This is a genomic window from Candidatus Dedyshia acidiphila (assembly GCF_051025295.1).
GTDB lineage: Bacteria > Acidobacteriota > Terriglobia > Terriglobales > Acidobacteriaceae > KBS-83.
Genome location: NZ_JBMGJV010000060.1, coordinates 1 through 17,193, shown reverse-complemented (window position 1 = coordinate 17,193; position 17,193 = coordinate 1). Strand labels below are relative to the sequence as shown.

The following is a 17,193-nucleotide window of genomic DNA, read 5'->3' as shown; positions in this document are numbered from 1 at the left end:
AAAAAAAACGGAAGGAAGTTTGACGAAGCGCTGTTCTCGGACGAATCGAGACCGCGCATTGATCTCGGGCCCTACTTCGCAGCGCGTTACCGGCCCATCTGGACGCAGGACAATGCCGTGCTGCTCGAGCGCGTTGGCTCGAACGCGGGCGCTCACTAGACCTGATCCAAGCTGTGCAACAAACCATTCCTCCTCCCTTAGAAAGCTCCAAGCTACGGTCCCGTTCCAGCGGCATGCCGCATGCTTCTCCTCCATCCAACGGAGAGATTGCGTGTCCATGGAGCCCGAACCGACCAGCCTTATCGCCGACGACTCACCTGTCCCGCTGCACGCACGTCTGATCGCGCCCACTGCGCTCAGTGAACAGCAGCGGCTTGCGCTCCACAGCCTTTGCCTGCTGTTCACGCGCGCCGTGAATGCGAACATGACCCGATGGCTGGGTGTCCCATTCACCGCGACGCTGGTCGGCGTCGAGAGAATGCCCTTCTACGAGATCATCCACTCGCCCGAGGCGGAGACACGCTATGCCAGCGCGCTCACGATCGGGCCGAACAATCAGCCCGCGTTGCTGCAACTGGACATACCGCTGGTCTACCTGTTTGTCGAGCTGCTGCTCGGCGGCCCAGGCGGCACTTCGCTACAGCGTGAGCCGACCGAAATTGAAGGCTCGATCGTGGGGAGCGTGATCGACCTGCTCTGCCGTGACCTGAGCACGGCGCTCTCCTCGCCAGAGCTGGAAATACGCAACGACGCAGCGCAGCCCGCCCGATCCATCGATCGCCTGATGCCGACGGTCGACAGCACGCTCTCGTTGAGCTTTGACCTGGTGTGCGGCACGCAGCGCGGCCGGATCGTGCTCACACTCTGCTCCGATACGGCCAAGGTCCTGATCCGTTCGCTCGACGGACCGCCCCAGGCGGCTCGCCACATCTCACCCGAGATGCGGAACGGCCTGCTCACCCGCCTTCAGCGAACGATGCATCGCGCTTCCCTGCAGCTCCCGAGTGTTCGTATTCCGATCAAGACGATCCAGACGCTCAAGCCGGGAGATGTTCTCACGCTGCAACTCTTTGAGGACACGCCAGCCGTGCTCACCATCGGCGGCCGGCCAGCGTTCTACTCGACTCCGATCGATGTGCAATCGCGCCGCGGGGCCTATATCGCAGGACGGATGGAGTAGGTCACGACTCCCCGCCAGAGCTTCAGCAGCTGATTCATTCGCCATCGCTGCTTTCCACCATTCGGCGGGAAGCAGCGATCGTGCCACACTGAAGCCGGGACTCTATGCTCGGCATCGATTTTGGGACGACGAACAGCTCCGTCGCTTACGCGGACGACCAGGGCCAGGTGCATCTGGCATCTTTCCCGGCAGCCGCGGGTGCGACCACGGCCTTTCGCTCGCTGCTTTACCTCGAGCAGACGAAGAGCGGCACGCGCACGCATCTGCACTCCTGGAGCGGCCCCGAAGCCATCGAGCGGTATCTGGCGGCAGAGCCCAAGGGCCGGCTGATCCAGTCGCTGAAATCGTATCTCTCAAGCCGCACCCTGACCGGCACGGAGGTCTTCGGGCGGCGGCAGATGCTCGAAGACCTGATCGCCCGCATCCTGCACGATCTGCGAACCCAGGCCGAGACGCTGTGGGATCGCCCCGTGACCAGCGTAGTCGTGGGCCGGCCCGTCCACTTCGTCGGCGCTGAAACATTGGAAGACAACGAGTTTGCGCTCGAACGGCTGCGGCTTGCCTTCACTAAGGCTGGATTCACCGAGATTGCGTTCGAGTTCGAGCCCATTGCCGCAGCGCTCCATTACGCCTCCACGCTCACGGAGCCCGAGCTGGTCCTGATCGGCGACTTCGGCGGTGGCACCAGCGACTTCTCGCTGCTCCGGCTTGAGCCCTGCGGAGTGGAGCACAAGCTGCTGGCTAATAGCGGTGTCGGTCTTGCCGGTGATGACTTCGACGCACGGCTCGTGCGACATCTGGTCTCGCCGCATCTTGGGGCCGGCTCGCTCGAGCGCTCCGGCGAGAAGACGCTCGTCGCTGTGCCGAACTGGGTCTACACGAGGCTCGAGCACTGGCACCACCTCTCGTTTTTGCGCACGCGCGCGGTCACGGAGATGCTGCGCGGTGCACGGGTGCGCGCGCTCGAGCCGGAAAAGATTGAGGCCTTGACCGAACTGATCGAAGCGGACCTAGGGTACGCACTGCATCAGGCGGTGCAGCGGACCAAGGTGGCGCTCTCCGCCAGCGAATCGGCAGAGTTTCACTTCGTCGAGCCGGGGCTCGAACTTCGCGCATCCGTCACGCGTGAGGACTTCGAGCGCTGGATCGAGCCAGATCTTCAGGCCATCCGAACCGCCGTGAACCAAGTCATGACCGCTGCCGAGCTGCCCGATGACGCCGTCGATCGCGTCTTCCTGACTGGGGGCACGTCCCTGGTGCCTGCCGTGCGCCGCATCTTCGAGCAGCGCTTCGGAGCAGAGCGCGTGCGCACCGGCGATGCCTTCACCTCGGTCGTGCAGGGATTAGCACTGCGCGCGCGAACGCAGCAGCCCAGTTTGGCCGGATGACAGCGCTTGCATTTCCATGCTAAGAATGAGCGGCCTATGGCATACGTTCTCGCTCTCGATCAGGGCACGACCAGTTCCCGCGCAATCCTGTTTGACGACCAGGGCCAGAGCGTCGCGCAGGCGCAGCAGGAGTTCACCCAGCACTACCCGCAGACGGGCTGGGTCGAGCATGATCCGTTCGACATCCTCACGACGCAGTTATCCGTGGCGGTGGATGTGCTTGCGCGGGCCGGCATCCGGCCGCGCGATGTTGCGGCACTCGGCATCACAAATCAGCGGGAGACCGCGATCGTCTGGGATCGCGAGACCGGCAAACCGGTCTACAACGCGATCGTCTGGCAGGATCGTCGCACCGCGCCGCTCTGCCGCCAATTGCGCGACGACGGCGTGGAAGACATGGTCCGTGAGAAGACGGGGCTTCTGCTCGACTCCTACTTCTCCGGCACCAAGATCGCGTGGATCCTCGACAATGTGCCCGGCGCACGCGAGCGCGCCGAGGCCGGCCGTCTCGCCTTCGGTACCGTCGATAGCTGGCTCATCTGGAACCTGACCAGTGGCAAATCGCATGTCACCGATCAGACGAATGCGTCGCGCACACTGCTCTACAACATCCGTAAAGGTGAGTGGGACGCCGACCTGCTGCGCCTGCTCCGCATCCCCGAGAGCCTGATGCCGCGGGTCGTCTTCTCCAGCGAGCGCATCGGCGAGGTCACGACGACGCTGGGCCTCGGTTCGATCGCAATTGCCGGCATCGCGGGAGATCAGCAGGCCGCGCTCTTCGGCCAACTCTGTGTCTCGCCCGGCGACGCGAAGAACACCTACGGTACGGGCTGCTTTCTGCTGCAGCACATCGGTGAGCGCTTCGTGCTCTCACAGAACCGGCTCATCACGACGCTCGCCTGCAGCCTCGATCGCAAGCTCGAGTACGCGCTCGAGGGTTCGATCTTCATCGGTGGCGCCGTGGTCCAGTGGCTGCGCGACAACCTCGGGCTCATCCGCCACTCGTCCGACGTGGAGGCGCTGGCAGGCACCGTTCCCGACACTGGCGGCGTCGTCTTTGTGCCCGCGTTCGTTGGCCTGGGCGCACCGTACTGGGACTCGTACGCGCGCGGCCTGCTGATCGGTCTTGAGCGCGGCACCAGGCCAGGCCATATCGCGCGGGCTGCGCTTCAGAGCATTGCGCTCCAGGTGGCCGACGTGATCGAGGCGATGGACAAGGAGACGGAGAGCCGCTTCCGCGAGCTGCGTGTCGATGGGGGGGCCGCCGCGAATGATTTGCTGATGCAATGCCAGGCGGACCTTCTCGGCATCCCGGTGCTACGGCCCGAACAGGTGGAGACGACTGCGCTCGGCGCAGCCTACCTTGCGGGGCTCGCGGCCAGTGTCTGGCCGAGCCCGCAGTCGATTCAGTCGCTGCGTGGAGATGGCCGCCGCTTCGAACCGAGCGCAGACCGGAAGACAGCGGAGCAGACCCGCGCACGTTGGCGCGATGCGGTTCACCGTGCACGACATTGGAACGAACCACCTGTGTCCGAGAAAGAGCAACATGAAGCGTGACGAAATGCTGGCCCGGGCCAACGCCCGCACCACCCCATGGGACATGATCATCATCGGCGGCGGCGCGACTGGTATCGGCATCGCGGTCGATGCGGCGAGCCGCGGCTATGACGTGCTGCTGTTCGAGCGCGAAGACTTCGGCAAGGCCACGTCGAGCCGCTCGACCAAGCTCGTGCACGGTGGTGTGCGCTATCTCGAACAGGGCAACGTCTCGCTCGTGATGGAGGCGCTCAAAGAGCGTGGCCTGATGCGCCGCAATGCTCCGCACCTCGTGCACGATCTCGCCTTCATCGTGCCCAGCTACTCATGGTGGGAGGCGCCGTTCTACGGCATCGGGCTGAAGGTCTATGACCTGCTCGCCGGCAAGTACAACTTCGGCCGCTCTCGCGTGCTGTCGCGCGAGGAGACGCTCCAGCGGCTGCCCAATATCCAGACCGAAGGACTGAAGCATGGCGTCGTTTACTACGACGGTCAGTTCGACGACACAAGATTGCTCATTCACCTGGCCGAGACCGCTGCCGAGCATGGCGCGACACTGCTGAACTACTGCGGCGTGGTCGAGATTACGAAGGACGAGGACGGCTTTATCAACGGCATAGTCGCGCTTGACGCCGAGAGCGGCCGTCGCATCGAAGCGCGCGCACCCGTGGTGATCAACGCGACAGGCGTCTTCACGGACGAGGTGCGCCGGCTCTCGGACCCGAAGGCTGCCGCCATGATCGAGCCCAGCCAGGGCATCCACCTCGTCTTCGAGCGTTCGTTCCTGCAGGGCGATACCGCAATCATGGTGCCGCACACCAGCGACGGCCGCGTGCTCTTCGCTATTCCCTGGCATGGACACACCGTGGTCGGCACCACCGACACGCCGATCGAACGCGCCTCCTACGATCCTCTTCCGATGGAGGAGGAGATCGACTTCATTCTCGAGACCGCCAATCGCTACCTCAGCCGTCCGCCGCGGCGTGAGGACATCCTCAGCATCTACGTGGGCATTCGGCCGCTGGTGAAGGCTGCGGGCGCAGACGTGGGCAAGACCTCAGCGCTGTCCCGCGATCACACCATTCACGTCGATAACTCCGGCCTGCTTACCATCGCGGGCGGCAAGTGGACTACGTACCGCCACATGGCGGAGGACTGCGTGGATCACGCGATCACTCTGGGTCGGCTGGAGGAGCGGCCGTGCGTCACGCGCGAGCTGCACATCCACGGCTATCGCGAAGAGATCGACGACCTCGGTGCACTCGGCGTGTACGGTAGCGACGCATCGAAGATCCAGGCACTCGCCGCAAGCGATCCCGCGCTGGCCGCGCCGCTGGATGCTGCGCTCCCCTACATCGCTGCCGAAGTGGTTTGGGCTGCGCGCGAGGAGATGGCGCGCACGGTCGATGATGTTCTCTCGCGACGCACACGCGCGCTGTTTCTCAATGCGAACGCAGCGGAGCGCATGATCGTGCCCGTCGCGCGGCTGCTCGCACATGAGCTGGGGCGAGATGACGCCTGGGTACAGCGAGAGGTGGAGACCACCTCGGCACTTGTCGCCCGCTACAAAGTCCCGGCACAGTAGCACTGAAGCAATCAAAGACGAGTCTGGAGACGAGGCATGCTGCGCACCCCTCTGCTGGGCGAATTTCTGGGCACTCTCATCCTGATCCTGCTGGGTGATGGCGTCGTTGCGGGCGTGCTGCTGAAGCGCTCGAAGGCCGAGGGCTCCGGCTGGCTGGTGATCACAGTGGGCTGGTGCTTCGCTGTCATGTGCGGCATCTTCATTGCAAATTTGTTCGGCAGCCCGGATGCGCACCTCAGTCCCGCATTCACGCTCGCCTTCGGCATTAAGGGGGGCCGCGCCGACCTCGCCAAGTTCCTGCCCTACGCTGCGGCTCAGCTTGCCGGCGCATTTGTTGGCGCCACGCTCGTGTGGCTGCACTTCAAGCCACACTGGGCGATCACAGAGGATCCTGCGGCCAAGCTGGGTGTATTTTGCACCGCACCCGCAATTCGCCACATCGGCTGGAACCTTTTCAGCGAGATCCTGGGCACGCTGGTGCTGATTCTCATCGTGGGCGGCATCACGTCGAAGCTGGTGCTTAGCACGGGCGTCGCCGCCGGGCTGAGTCCGTATCTGGTCGGCTGTGTCGTGTGGAGCGTCGGCCTCTCCCTTGGGGGCACGACCGGCTATGGCATCAATCCCGCGCGCGACCTCGGTCCGCGCCTTGCACACGCCGTGCTGCCCATCGAAGGCAAAGGCGGTTCGGACTGGAGCTACGCGCCCATTCCCGTCATTGGGCCGCTGATCGGTGCGGTGCTCGCCGGCCTCATACTGCGCGCTCTCCACGCCTGAGAGCGATCGAAACCGCACGCGAGTGCATTCACGCACACACCAATGCTCTGCCTCGGCCACCGCGTCCGGCTGGTGAAAATGCAGCGGGGCACGGTCCGGCGCTAGCTGGAATGCGCTGTATTCTTCGTGTGTGGGCGCGAACCAAGTTCGTGCCAGCTCGTCTCCGGCATGTCCACCTTGTAGTGCTTCGCAGCGGCCTGGATGTTCGCAAAGGCCAGGTCTCTCTCTTCGTTCGAGACGTCCTTTACCTGGTCGAAGCGCGCCAACGCGGCCCGTACGTGTGCCGCATCCGTGATCGGCTCCTTGCGCTGTTTGGGAAACGCATAGACGGAGTCCGGCAGTTCTTTCCTGTCCTCTGTGTTGAGCTTGCCGTGCTCGGTGTGCGGCTTCCAGGTGGTCTTCATCCGTCGACTCCTCTCTTTCGGCTGGTCTTGCCGTGGTGTGTGTGATGTCGCGGAGCAGGTCAGCTGCCTTCTCCGCAGCCACGGCTGTACTGCCTGGCGGGCCACTCAATTGGATGCGTCTGAATATCCGAAGCGGCAGCCCGAGGCTAATCGGCGACGATCAGTTCTCCCGGCAGGATCGGGCGCGTCCGTGGCAGCAGTCCTGCGAGGGCAGCGCTACCACATAGCACCAGCACCGATACGTAGACAACCAGCTCAATCACATCCGCCGAATGCGATCGCGGCAGCGTCTTCCATAGCACCAGCAGGATGGTCTGCGCCGCGGTTGCGGACCAGACTGCGCCGTAGAAGTAGCGACGTTCCCAGCCCTCTCCCTTGGTCGACCGCTGGACCCGCGGCAGCACGCCGGCCAGGCCAAGCAGCACGATGATGAGCAGCACAACGTCGTACGCGTGCGCGTAGATCTGCTGCATTCTCCAGCGGCCAGTCGTGACGGCGATGACCAGTCCAAGCAGATTCATGAGCGCGAAGTTCAACGCGGCATTCCAGCCGAAGGTGTAGCAGACACGCCGATAAAAAGGGTTTGGCCGGTCCTCGGTGAAGCGCAGGATGTAGGGCGCGGGCTCTGCGCCGGGCAGGCGGCCGCGCAGCGCAGCAATCCCTGTGCCGGCGAGCACCAGCAGCAGCCACGGCAGGTTCCAGCGATTGGCCCGCCCGGCAAACAGGTCGAACGTCAACGGACCCGGCGCGAGGAAGAAGACGAAGATCCAGATGGGCCAGTGCGCCGCGCGATACCGCGCCGTGTTCCGCGTGCGCATCTTCCGGGCGCTGGCATATTCCACGCGCGCTTTCATGCTTCTCATGATCGCTCAGCTTCGGCCACGACGGCGAGGGGCGCGTCTGCCTCGGTGCGGCGCGAGGTCTGCGTTTTGTATAAGAGCGCCCCAACCACGTTACTCACGACCGTCATACCGATGATCTTCGCGGCGTAGGAACGCGCATTGACCACCGTGACAAATGGATAGGCGGAGATGAGCAGACTAAAGAGAGTTGCCCCGAAGCCAACGACAGAGGTCCAGCGCAGCCATCGCGGCAGCGCCTTGCGGAGCGCGGCCGACCCCACCAGCGGGATCGCAAACATTGCCAGATACGCGATCTCGTAATGCGTCAGGCTGGCATTCGTGAGCACCTGGTAGGCCTCCTGCGCATGCACGCCAGCACTGCCCATCGTGACGAGTGCGAAGATGAGCACGCCCGCAAACAGAATCGAATGGGAAGGGGTGTGCCAGCGTGGATGCAGACGCGTGAACCAGGCCGGCGCCAGCGCATCCCAACCGGTCGCCATCGGCAGCCGCGTCAGCCCGTTGAAGACGTAGCTGGCCACCCCAAGCAAACGCATCTCGACCAGCGCAATGGCTGCAGTGGCCAGCAGGTTACCCAGCCCGCTGTGCCCCAGCGCCCAGCGCAGTGTCTGCGGGATGGGGGCGATGAAATCAATACGCGTATACGGCACCCACGCTGCGACAGATCCCGTCCCCAGGATGAACATCAAGCAGATGACAGGAGACGCAATCCAGACGGACTGCCCGATGCTGCGTGCCGGCTGGCGGGTCTCGCCCGCCAGGATGGCAATGTATTCCAGCCCGGACAGCGCACCGAAGACCATCTGGCCGAACAAGGCGAACGAGCGCATGTCGTGCGGCGGCAGTTCGAGGCTGAACGGATGCCAGTGAATCGGCTGGTGGCGAACCCTCGCCCACAGTGGAAGGACGACCAAGCCCGCGAAAACCACCAACATCGCGATGCCACCCGCATTGTGAATCCACTTCGCGATGTCTAGCCCGCGCAGCGCGAGCACCACGCCGGCTCCGAGCGTCAGCGCGATGATCCCGAGCGAGACGGGCCGATTCTCCGGCAGCCATGCAGCCGACGGGCCAATCAGGTAGGAGAGTTCGGTGGGCAGCGCGTACAGAACAGTCGCCACCAGCAACAGTCCGTAAATCCAGAGATTCCAGGCCGTGAGGAAACCGCCGAAGCTGCCGAACGCTCGCCGCGCCCAGACGTAAAGGCCGCCCTCCAGCGGCATCAGTCGATTCAGCGCAATGACCACAGCCGCCATCGGCAGATAGAAGATCAGCATGGCCGCGACCCAGGTCAGCGTCATCCCGCGACCGAGTCCCGCCGCGATGCCGACCGTGGCCGAACCAACCACGAACAGGATCTGCGACAGCACCAAATCACGCAGACCGAGCTGTCGTTTCATCCGGTGTGACGCGGGCGTGGCGACATCTGAAGAGCGCGCAGGCATGTGGCGGGATGATCGCACAAGCGGGGCAGAACGCACAGCCCTGCACTGGCACGAGTGCCATCGGCGCGTTGACCGGGCGATCCTTAGCAGCTACCCTTCACGAACATGTCCGAGAAATCCAGGATGCAAAGCCTGATTTCTCTCCTCAAAGGGTCTCGGGAGAGTTCACTACAAAGCTATTTCTGTGCAGGCCTGCTACTGCTCGGTTTGGCATGCCTCCTGCTAGCGCGGTCGCCTGCCGCAGGCGTCAAGCAGGACTTCATTCCTCTCTATGGTGGAGCCAGGTGTGTCCTCCACGGCTGTGATCCCTACAGCTCCGCCGATCAGCAAAGCCAGATCGTGCAGGCTGGAGGGCCGTGGGCTCTCGCCGATTTCTGGCGGGCCTTTTCTATCGTCTATCCGCCGCTGACATACCTGCTTTTGAGCGGGATTGCGCTGCTCCGATGGCAACACGCCAATCTGGTGTGGTCCGCACTCAATTTCGCGGCATTCAGCGCTGGGCTCGCTGCCATTATCCAAGCGTCGCCACCGAAGATGCGGTGGCTGGCGGCGGTCATCGTCACCGGCATTGCGGCTACCAGCAGCATGCTGCTGGCCATGGGACAACTAACGCTGCTGGTCGTCGGCCTGTTGGGTTTAGCGTGCGCACTTATCCTACGTAACAGGCCAAAACCAGGCTTCTTGGTGATGACATTGGCCGTAGCTTTGAAGCCGCAGCTCGGCGGGCTCCTGCTCGCCTACTTTCTGATCAAGAGAAAGACACGTCGATGGGCCGTTGCCGCACTGGCAGCACTCTTCCTGATGAACCTCGCTGCCGGCCGCCCAGGGCCAGGGTGGTTCGCTAAACTCCGCCGCGAGTGATCCAGCGGAACCGAATCAGATGCTGAACCTGCAGGTGCTGACGAGTTTGTTTTCTCGCAACCATTCTGTGGTGAACGTGACCGCATATATGGTGGCGGCGGCGGTAGGCCTGTGGTTGCTCGCGAGCCTTCTCAAGATCAAGGATGGCTATGATCGCGACTGTCTCGCCATAGCTGCACTTGCTATGTTGTCACTTACGTTTCTGTACCATCGGCTGTATGACATGCGGCTTGTGCTGCTCACTGTCCCAGCACTCGTCTTAGTCGCAGAGCGCAGCCTGCGTTGGGGTGCAGCACTGTTGACGGTCACCTTTTTTCTGCTCACGTCTACGTCAAGGATCACGGTGCAGCTCATCGGGTCCCCATGTGCGTGAGTTGATGACACAACACATAGCATTGCAAATCATCTTCGCCCGCCAGCAGGTCCTCGCGGTCACGCTTCTAGCGCTCGCGTACACAACATTGTCCTGGCAACTAGCCAGACAACAGGCCAGCAATACGGCACTCGCACTGGAGCTTCCTGTATCGCATTCTGCTCTGCGATAGAAGGCCAAGTCGTCACGGACGGTCAAGTCAACCGTCCCGCATCGAAGGCACGGCCGCGTACCCGATGCGTTCTGGCCGGCGGCCCGCATCTTGAAATATGAAGTGATGGTGGGCAGAGAGGGACTGCCGATACTTCTCTTCTGATACCCGCATGAAAACTGAGGCTTTTGTCTCTCATGGACGCGATTGTACGATCATTGTACGATTTAGGTATAGGAGAATGGGAAAAATGGCGAACAAGGCGGTCAGTCTTCTCTTGATGGCAAAGACCGAGAAGGGCTGGCGGCGGCTGCCTGTGGCGATCGGACGAAACGGCAAGATCAGGCCGCACTACGCGCTGATCGGCAGCGAGCCGGTGCACTTTCCGGACAGCTACTACACGCTCCGCCACTTTGAGGGATCGCGGACCGTCTGGACTCGACTCAGGGGGACAGCCACCGACGCGATGAACGAGCTTCAGCGTCGGCAAGGCGTCCGTGAGGTGAAGACGCTCGCCAATACCGTGGGTGTCACGGTGGTCGATCCAGAACCTGAGGATCAGACGCTGGAGACGTGGAAGAGGCGCTGGCTCAAAAACCTCCAAGCCAGAGGCAAGATGAGAGCGATCGAGACCATGACGATCGCGATCGACGACTTCATTGTTGCGACCGGGCATAAGTATCCAGCACAGATCACAGCGGACTCGATGATCACGCTGTACGCAGCCTTGCGAGAACGCGGCAACGCGGACCGGACCATCTACAACAAAGCCACCAGCCTGGGTGGTTGGTTCCGGTACATGAAGCTGGACGTCGATGCCATCATCCCTGAGAACCCGTCCTACACGCAGCGCGAGGTCGAGATCTACAGCGTCGAGGAGCTTCGTGCATTGTTCAGCTCTTCGTCGTCCTACGCGAAGGTCGTCTTCAAACTGCTGCTGCAAACTGGAATGAGAATGCAGGAGGCGATGCATCTCGGGTGGCACGATGTGGACTTCCCCGCCATGGTGATCCGTGTCCGCGAGGATCGAAAGAAGGGGAAGAAGGTCAAGGACCGGGCAGAGCGATCTGTGCCGCTCACCGACGAACTCGCCTCACTCCTCAAATCTTGGCGCAAGGTCCGTCCTAAGGCTAAGCTCGTCGTCGGCACGGAGCGGGACACACCAAATCGGAAGTGGCTCCAGACTCTCAAGCGCACGGCGAAGGCTGCGGGGCTCAACTGCGGAGCCTGTCAGAGCTGCGAAACCAGTGAGGGCAAGGAGTGCAGTCGCTTCTACCTCCACAAGTTTCGTGCCACGTATACGACTCGGCTGCTCAGGAGCGGCATCGACCCTCGAACCGTTATGGCGTTCACGGGTCATGAAGACCTGGAGACTGTCCTCCGATACCTGGCTCCCGCCGGTACCCAGGAGAGTCAGGTGAAGGTCAGCAGCATCAAGTGGAGCTAGATCAGCCGCTTTTCTAGCCAGTCGGCGGCATGCCCTGGGTCGATACGGACGCTGCCGCCGATCTTGAACCCGGGCATGCGGCCTGCCTTGATCAGCGTCGTGACCTGCCGCTCGCTGATCGCGAGCATGATCGCGAACTCCTTCGGTCGGAGTGCTGTCTTGCGGTTGCGGAGCTGCTGGACCAGTAGCGCGGAAGGCATGGAGGCGAATACCTATGCGCATGCCGCGACCCGAAATATCAGTCCGGGAAAATCTCGCCGAAGACCCGCTGCTCCTCCGCTTTGCGCCTCTTCCGCCCTCTCCGCCTGCACGGCTCGCTACAGTACTCCGGATCGGTCCCGTTCGCCTGCCTTCGGCGATCTGCCGAAATCTCGCCCCCGCACTCAACGCATAGCGGCACGACCCGGTCACCCCGCGCAATCATCTGTGATCTGTCAGCGTGCCCGATGTGCGGGCACCCGCAGTCCACGCAGACGTAAGCGATTATCAATTCGCCAATGCGAGTCGAGGCGCGATCGGCTGCGATGGTAGCGTCGTCCATCGATGTATAGGCTCGTTTGTCCCCGCAGCGGGCAGCGCTCGATTTGTTAGTCCAGAGATCAGCCACGACTGAGATGCTACTCGCAGAGCCATAAACTTCGAAGAGACCTGTGCTCTACGTACATGTCTCCGTAGGAGTTACGTAGCCTTGCAACGTGCTTCGGGATTACGGATTTTTGTGCCACAATTTTGTGGATGGACAGACCCAAACCACCCCGAATCGACTTGCTGCCTCCTGACGAACTCGACCGTCCGAATCGCCGTATGGCGAGTGTGTTCGTGCAGGTTCGCTTGCCAGACTTCGTTGCTGATCAACTTGATCGCAAGGTCGCGGAGATCAAAAAGCGGAACCACAAGATGTCCCGGCAGGCGGCGATCGTGGCTGCGCTTCTCGCGTACAAGCCGTTGGGGATCGAGGTGCCCGATGACTTCCAGCTTTTCTGACACGTTATGATTGCGGACATGCCTGATGACAAAGGACCGTCCGCTATCAGCCTCTGAGCAGCTTGGCTCGTGATGCGCGAACTGAGCAAGACCCCCGAAGAAAGAGTAAGTGAGCAAAGGGCTTACCTTCTGCTCGGGGGTGTAAGAGGCTCTATGCTGGGTTTGACCCGTCGCTACAGCCCTCAACAAGGCTTGCGGCGGACCACTGATCCTGTGAACCGAGCCTCCTTCGACGGTTACACTCTCAGGATGATCTACACCTACACGCTGTATCGCGATCCGAATCCTGGCGAGTTCTCAGAGTTTTATCAGGTCAGTCTGACGACAGAGAAGCCCTTTCAGACTCAGCCTCTTAAGCTCGTCGAACGTCATGGGTGGTGGGACGACCAGAAGAAGGCGGTCAACGTGACGACCACGATCTTCCCTGACGAGAGCCTTTCTCTCGCGGACGCGAGGCTGGCGTTCGAGTACCAGATCACGCATCGAGCGAGAGAAGGGTTCATGCATGTCCTATCACGCAACAGTCCCTTCGAGGCTCCGCAGTACTCCATCATCGAGGTGAAGCGTGAAGCCCGATGATGTCGTGCTTCACCAGGACAATACGACGATTCGCCTGTTCAGAGGGCGAGACCTGCCAGAGGGCCAAACCGGAGATTATCTGACCGTTGCGTACCCCGACGGACGCGCTGAAGAGGTGATGGTGTGGATGGCCGACGCCAGACGCAGAGTCGGCCAACTTGTAATCTCGGAAGTCACGCACGTCCCGGAACGATACATCGCCAATGTGGTTGGCAGGCAGGTGCTCCAGGAGATCGAAGGGGCCGAAGCTGAGAGGCTGTTGGCGCTGTACGACAGGTCGAACTTAAGATCGTTTCGAGGGGAAGTCTCTTAGTGGGTGCGACTACTCCTCATCTATCTCTCAGCCGCAGACCATGTCTCTGACCATCTCGGGAGACAGGATCGCCTGTACGCCATTCTTCACAAGCAAGTAGTTCCTCTCTCCGCGAGCGCACACGTCGTAGACTCCCGGGGGCAGGAGGAAGATTGTCTCCTTCTTGCTGAGGAAGCCGCGCAGAAACCTCCTTTCAAACCCGTACTGTGGGTGGGGGCCTATGATCTCTGCGACCCAGGTCTTCGCTCCGGGCTGTCGTCGTGGAAGTTTCAACTCGGTCATGCCGCCACCTCACGCAGATGCCGGTGCAGATCGGCGATCTGCTCTCGACCGATGAAGCAAGCCATCTCCTGGATGTCCTCTTCGTCGTTGATGCGCTGCAACCACGCGGTGAGGTCGCGGTCCTGGGTATAGCGGATTTCTGCCCGGGCGATCTCGCGGAACATCGGCGCGATCTCCTCGAAGGTGAGGTCGTACGTGTCTACCCACGAGCGCTCGCATCGTGGCGACGGCAGTTCCCACGTGATGACAGTCCCCAGCCGACGATCAGCTTCATCCATCCACGTGTCGTCTGTGAGCCAGATATCCATCGACGGGCGACGACCGGTGCGCTTGTGCAGAAGGCGGAGAAAGTCACCGATGGTGTGCCGCGAGCATTCGTCCGAGAAACACTTGAAGCCGAGATACCCTTCCGCCTCGTTCAAAATGAGCACCGTCTTGCCGGTGCCTACATGTTGTCCACGATGCGCTCGCTCGACGAACGGACACTCAGCCAACCCGAAGTGAATCGCGTCTCCGCGCTGCGTCGTCTTGTGGAGAGTGAGCACGTCTGAGAACTCCTCGATAAGCTCCTCGACTCCATCAGCGTCGATCACCAGTTCGCTCGATGCGCGGTCACGTCGCGGCTCCTCATAGAACCTCAGTGCCAGCTCCTGCACCTGCTTGTCAGACACAGGGCGGAAAACCTCAGCGTAAGAGAGCACGCGGGCGATGCGGTGCGGCTGCTCAGCAGTTTGCTGACCTTTGAGGTTCCGGGTCCCCGGTGCTCGCAGGATGCGAGACATATTCCAGACCGATTGATCGATCTTTACGGCCTCTGTATCGAACATTCCCGCGAGCACACGCAGACTGCAACGCCACCAGCAGGGATCGGCGACGGTGCGCTCTGCCGCGTAAAGGAGGTGAGTGCCGTTGCCCGAGCTGACGACGATCGGTTCGCTCCAGCCGAGCAGCGTGGTGTACTTGGCCACTGTGTTTGCCACGGTGCGAGTCGCCTGCAACTGCTCCAACGTGCTGGGCTGCCCCGAAGGCCGAACCGCGTCGAGGTCAATCGCGTAGAGGTTGCGACACGCGATGTCGAGGTCGCGAGCGGACCGCTTGCTGCGAAGCCGTGGATGATCCCACGGGTGGTGACTCGTCGCGGTTTCGCACGACTTGGTGATGGGGTTCAACGTGTAAAACACGTCCCGGCCATGATCTGACAGCCACACCGCGTACCTTGCGGCTTTGTCGAAGTCGGTGAAGAGTGCGCTGATGGATTCCCCGCCGAGTGCGCGAATCTCGATCAGATCGCCCGGGTGGAAAATCGAGTGAAAGTAGTTTGCCAGATGCCTTGCCTGCTTCTCCATTGTTGCCCCCTTTAATCCATGTCGCTTAAGTCTTCGTGTGCAAGCCGCTCGTCATAGTGCGGTTTGGTGTCCGTTCGCAGATAAGGTGGAAGATCGCGCTCCTCTGCGCAGCGGCGCATCGACCCGAACAGGTCAACGCACTCGGCGATGAGAGCGTCGCTCGGCTTGATCGCAAGGCAGGAACCCCGCGCATCGCGGAACACCCTGACCCCCATCGGATCGAGCTGAGGTCGCGACTCGCGAATGTGCTTGCCCAGCTTGTTGGCTGCGCTGTAAGGCATGCGCTGCCCCGCGACGTGGAACGCGGTTTGCATCTCTCCGAAAAGCTCCGTGATGCCGATGCGTTCGATCTTCTGCGCAAGCTTTCCGATCACAAGCTTGAACGCTTGAACGATTGGTGAATGTTCGCTGACCGACTGTTGATACTGAGCCCGCATCGCTGACCAAAAGGCTTCAACCTGCTCGGTCGTACCCTCGTAGTCTGCGCAGCGCAGCGTGAAGTGCTCATATTCGGCCATCTCGCTCTGGTATTCGTGGTCGCGATCAGGAAGGGAGTAGGCACGGAGCACGTTCTGTGCACGGAGGATGATCTCCGCGATGATCGCGTGCCGTTGTGCGATCGCCTCATCCAGAAACTTATCCTTCCGCTTGGTCGTTGACCGCACCGGCGGGGCCGTCTCTAGATGGATTGAGCGGCGGAGCACATCGGGGCGCTCGACCGGCAACGTGCGGCTGGTGGTCGTGAGGTGGCAATGGATAGCTGACCTGGTGACCGAGTTCGTTGAGTACAGCGTTCTTCGCACATCGATCGCACCGGTCGCCATATGACACAAGGTGTCCGCCACGGTCGAGTGTCTCGGATTGTTAAGGTCCCAACCGTCGATGTTGTCGAGCGTGACTAGCGAGGTGTTCGACGCGAGCGTATCCATGTCGTCCGGCCTAGGTGCCTTCGTGATCAGGGTGACCTGACCGCTGAGCACACTTCCGAGGACTTCGGAAGGAGTGGATTTTCCGGAGTTCTGGTCACCGGTCAAGATGAGGATGGGCCACAGGGTCGTGCGCGACGCGGCAGTGAAGACGAACACGTTACGGCTGACGAGCGCGTAGTGCGCCTGCTCCGGAGTGAGCTTGCCGTCCTCCGCCCATCGAGTGGTGATGTGTTTCGACAATGGCAGCTCAGGACGCACTGACAATGTCGTGTCTCCAACCAGCGGGCGCAGGCGATCAATGTGCGGCTGCAACTCGGACAGGTCCGGGATGGCGACGGTCTCGTCGATGAGAACAACGTCATCCGTACCCAGGCGGACCTGCTTGATCGTGTCGGATGTGATCTTGATCATGCGGTTCCGGCCAATGTTGATATAGATCGCTGAGTCGGACATGTACGACACCCGATGCAGCGGGCGTTCGGGCGCGATCGCTGCCATGTCGCATAACGCGTCTTCGACCATTTGTGCGTGCTGCTGGCGCGGCAACAGGTCTAGGGTTCGGAGGAGCCTCCGCAGCTCGGGAGATTGGCGCACCATCGGAATCAACTCGCCCTTCTCGTAGTCGGCAAAGTATGGCGTGCCGCAGCGAAAGGTCGGACCCTTCGCCCTGATGTGATCCCGCACGATCGTCAGCACATCTTTATCGACTTCGTGTTTCGGACGTGACACTTCTCGCGTCCCCTTCTCGGTCTC

Annotated in this window: 18 protein-coding genes; 11 read left to right on the top strand and 7 right to left on the bottom strand. The window is 61.7% G+C overall.

Features of this window, described 5'->3' with window-relative positions; translation table 11 throughout:
* The first annotated feature begins 277 nt into the window (after positions 1-277).
* From AC5IJH_RS17435 to AC5IJH_RS17415, 5 genes are all read left to right on the top strand, one after another.
* Positions 278-1,180 (top strand): FliM/FliN family flagellar motor switch protein, encoded by a 903-nt coding sequence (locus AC5IJH_RS17435; RefSeq protein ID WP_491904102.1) that lies wholly within the window; start codon positions 278-280, stop codon positions 1,178-1,180.
* 104 nt (positions 1,181-1,284) lie between these two features.
* Entirely contained in the window at positions 1,285-2,568 is a 1,284-nt protein-coding gene (locus tag AC5IJH_RS17430) for an Hsp70 family protein (protein ID WP_491904101.1), read from the top strand.
* Between the two features lie 36 nt (positions 2,569-2,604).
* Entirely contained in the window at positions 2,605-4,125 is a 1,521-nt protein-coding gene (glpK, locus tag AC5IJH_RS17425) for a glycerol kinase GlpK (RefSeq protein WP_491904100.1), read from the top strand.
* Complete coding sequence (locus AC5IJH_RS17420) at positions 4,115-5,689, top strand: glycerol-3-phosphate dehydrogenase/oxidase (protein WP_491904099.1); 1,575 nt, start codon at positions 4,115-4,117, stop codon at positions 5,687-5,689. Before glpK ends, AC5IJH_RS17420 begins: the two co-directional genes overlap by 11 nt.
* Before the next feature lie 36 nt (positions 5,690-5,725).
* On the top strand, positions 5,726-6,463 hold the full coding sequence (locus AC5IJH_RS17415) for an MIP/aquaporin family protein (RefSeq protein WP_491904098.1): 738 nt from the start codon (positions 5,726-5,728) through the stop codon (positions 6,461-6,463).
* 101 nt (positions 6,464-6,564) lie between these two features.
* On the opposite strand, the gene AC5IJH_RS17410 is transcribed toward AC5IJH_RS17415, so the two are convergent.
* The 3 genes from AC5IJH_RS17410 to AC5IJH_RS17400 all read right to left on the bottom strand — a co-directional run bounded on the left by AC5IJH_RS17410 (position 6,565) and on the right by AC5IJH_RS17400 (position 9,130).
* Positions 6,565-6,867, bottom strand: a complete 303-nt coding sequence (locus tag AC5IJH_RS17410; protein WP_491904097.1) for a DUF6582 domain-containing protein — start codon at positions 6,865-6,867, stop codon at positions 6,565-6,567.
* 146 nt (positions 6,868-7,013) lie between these two features.
* Positions 7,014-7,721, bottom strand: a complete 708-nt coding sequence (locus AC5IJH_RS17405; protein ID WP_491904096.1) for a hypothetical protein — start codon at positions 7,719-7,721, stop codon at positions 7,014-7,016.
* Between the two features lie 5 nt (positions 7,722-7,726).
* Positions 7,727-9,130, bottom strand: a complete 1,404-nt coding sequence (locus AC5IJH_RS17400) for an APC family permease (protein WP_491904095.1) — start codon at positions 9,128-9,130, stop codon at positions 7,727-7,729.
* A gap of 150 nt (positions 9,131-9,280) precedes the next feature.
* On the opposite strand from AC5IJH_RS17400, the gene AC5IJH_RS17395 reads away from it, so the two are divergent.
* The 3 genes from AC5IJH_RS17395 to AC5IJH_RS17385 all read left to right on the top strand — a co-directional run bounded on the left by AC5IJH_RS17395 (position 9,281) and on the right by AC5IJH_RS17385 (position 12,007).
* Entirely contained in the window at positions 9,281-10,036 is a 756-nt protein-coding gene (locus tag AC5IJH_RS17395; protein WP_491904094.1) for a glycosyltransferase family 87 protein, read from the top strand.
* 19 nt (positions 10,037-10,055) lie between these two features.
* The gene (locus AC5IJH_RS17390) at positions 10,056-10,409 is read left to right on the top strand and encodes a hypothetical protein (protein ID WP_491904093.1); all 354 of its coding nucleotides are present in this window, start codon (positions 10,056-10,058) and stop codon (positions 10,407-10,409) included.
* A gap of 323 nt (positions 10,410-10,732) precedes the next feature.
* Positions 10,733-12,007: a tyrosine-type recombinase/integrase gene (locus AC5IJH_RS17385; protein WP_491904092.1), complete on the top strand. Its 1,275-nt coding sequence runs from the start codon at positions 10,733-10,735 to the stop codon at positions 12,005-12,007.
* Here the strand turns inward: AC5IJH_RS17385 and AC5IJH_RS17380 are convergent.
* On the bottom strand, positions 12,004-12,207 hold the full coding sequence (locus tag AC5IJH_RS17380) for a helix-turn-helix domain-containing protein (protein ID WP_491904091.1): 204 nt from the start codon (positions 12,205-12,207) through the stop codon (positions 12,004-12,006). The genes AC5IJH_RS17385 and AC5IJH_RS17380 overlap by 4 nt on opposite strands.
* A 535-nt stretch (positions 12,208-12,742) precedes the next feature.
* On the opposite strand from AC5IJH_RS17380, the gene AC5IJH_RS17375 reads away from it, so the two are divergent.
* The 3 genes from AC5IJH_RS17375 (at position 12,743) to AC5IJH_RS17365 (ending at position 13,883) form a co-directional block, all read left to right on the top strand.
* Positions 12,743-12,991 (top strand): hypothetical protein, encoded by a 249-nt coding sequence (locus AC5IJH_RS17375; RefSeq protein WP_491904090.1) that lies wholly within the window; start codon positions 12,743-12,745, stop codon positions 12,989-12,991.
* A gap of 249 nt (positions 12,992-13,240) precedes the next feature.
* Complete coding sequence (locus tag AC5IJH_RS17370; protein ID WP_491904089.1) at positions 13,241-13,570, top strand: hypothetical protein; 330 nt, start codon at positions 13,241-13,243, stop codon at positions 13,568-13,570.
* On the top strand, positions 13,557-13,883 hold the full coding sequence (locus AC5IJH_RS17365; RefSeq protein ID WP_491904088.1) for a hypothetical protein: 327 nt from the start codon (positions 13,557-13,559) through the stop codon (positions 13,881-13,883). The genes AC5IJH_RS17370 and AC5IJH_RS17365 overlap by 14 nt, the downstream gene beginning before the upstream one ends.
* Positions 13,884-13,910: 27 nt before the next feature.
* Here AC5IJH_RS17365 and AC5IJH_RS17360 read toward each other — a convergent pair whose 3' ends face one another.
* The 3 genes from AC5IJH_RS17360 to AC5IJH_RS17350 form a co-directional block, all read right to left on the bottom strand.
* Positions 13,911-14,165, bottom strand: a complete 255-nt coding sequence (locus tag AC5IJH_RS17360) for a hypothetical protein (RefSeq protein ID WP_491904087.1) — start codon at positions 14,163-14,165, stop codon at positions 13,911-13,913.
* Positions 14,162-15,511, bottom strand: a complete 1,350-nt coding sequence (locus AC5IJH_RS17355) for a hypothetical protein (RefSeq protein WP_491904086.1) — start codon at positions 15,509-15,511, stop codon at positions 14,162-14,164. The genes AC5IJH_RS17360 and AC5IJH_RS17355 overlap by 4 nt, the downstream gene beginning before the upstream one ends.
* An 11-nt stretch (positions 15,512-15,522) precedes the next feature.
* A partial coding sequence (locus tag AC5IJH_RS17350; protein WP_491904085.1) for an AICE element replication initiation protein occupies positions 15,523-17,193 on the bottom strand: 1,671 nt, incomplete at its 5' end.